This window comes from Pseudomonas sp. NPDC087346 (assembly GCF_044744235.1).
Lineage (GTDB): Bacteria > Pseudomonadota > Gammaproteobacteria > Pseudomonadales > Pseudomonadaceae > Aquipseudomonas.
The window spans coordinates 1-577 of sequence record NZ_JBIUXX010000080.1 but is presented as its reverse complement, the minus strand read 5'-3'; the positions used below and the strand labels follow the sequence as shown (position 1 = coordinate 577).

The window sequence follows — 577 nt, the reverse complement described above, 5'->3', positions numbered from 1 at the left end:
GACGGCTTGGAAACTGCACGTCGTCGTACGCCGGGCAATGACTGGGTCATCGTCGCGCTGGGTCACCCGTGCGAGATCGAAAAAATCGTCGTCGACACCCTGCACTTCAAAGGCAACTACCCGGACACTTGCTCGATCCAGGGCGCGTTCGTCAAGGGCGGCACCGACAGCCAGATCGAAACCCAGTCGCTGTTCTGGCGTGATCTGCTGCCAAGCCAGAAACTGGAAATGCACGCCGAACACACCTTCGTCGAGCAGATCAAGGCTCTGGGCCCGATCACCCACATCCGTCTGAACGTATTCCCGGATGGTGGTGTAAGTCGCCTGCGCGTCCTCGGCAAGGTCGCTAAATAAGGTTGAACCCGATCGCCAGCAGGCTGGCTCCCACAAGGGATTGCATTCCAAATGTGGGAGCTGGCCTGCCAGCGATAGCAACAGAACCAACAACACAGAATTCGGATAAGAAGAACAGCATGCGCACATTGACGATTGAACCGCTGACCAAAGAAGCCTTCGCCCCTTTCGGTGATGTCATCGAAACCGACTCCAGCGATCACTTCATGAACAACAACGGTTC

1 protein-coding gene and 1 pseudogene are annotated in these 577 nt (G+C 56.5%); both read left to right on the top strand.

The window, feature by feature from the left end:
* Nucleotides 1-354: pseudogene (locus ACIOZM_RS28490) on the top strand (allantoicase); the annotation flags it as partial.
* 119 nt (nucleotides 355-473) lie between these two features.
* Nucleotides 474-577: ureidoglycolate lyase (locus ACIOZM_RS28485; RefSeq protein WP_401220256.1), on the top strand; the 104-nt coding region annotated here is incomplete at its 3' end.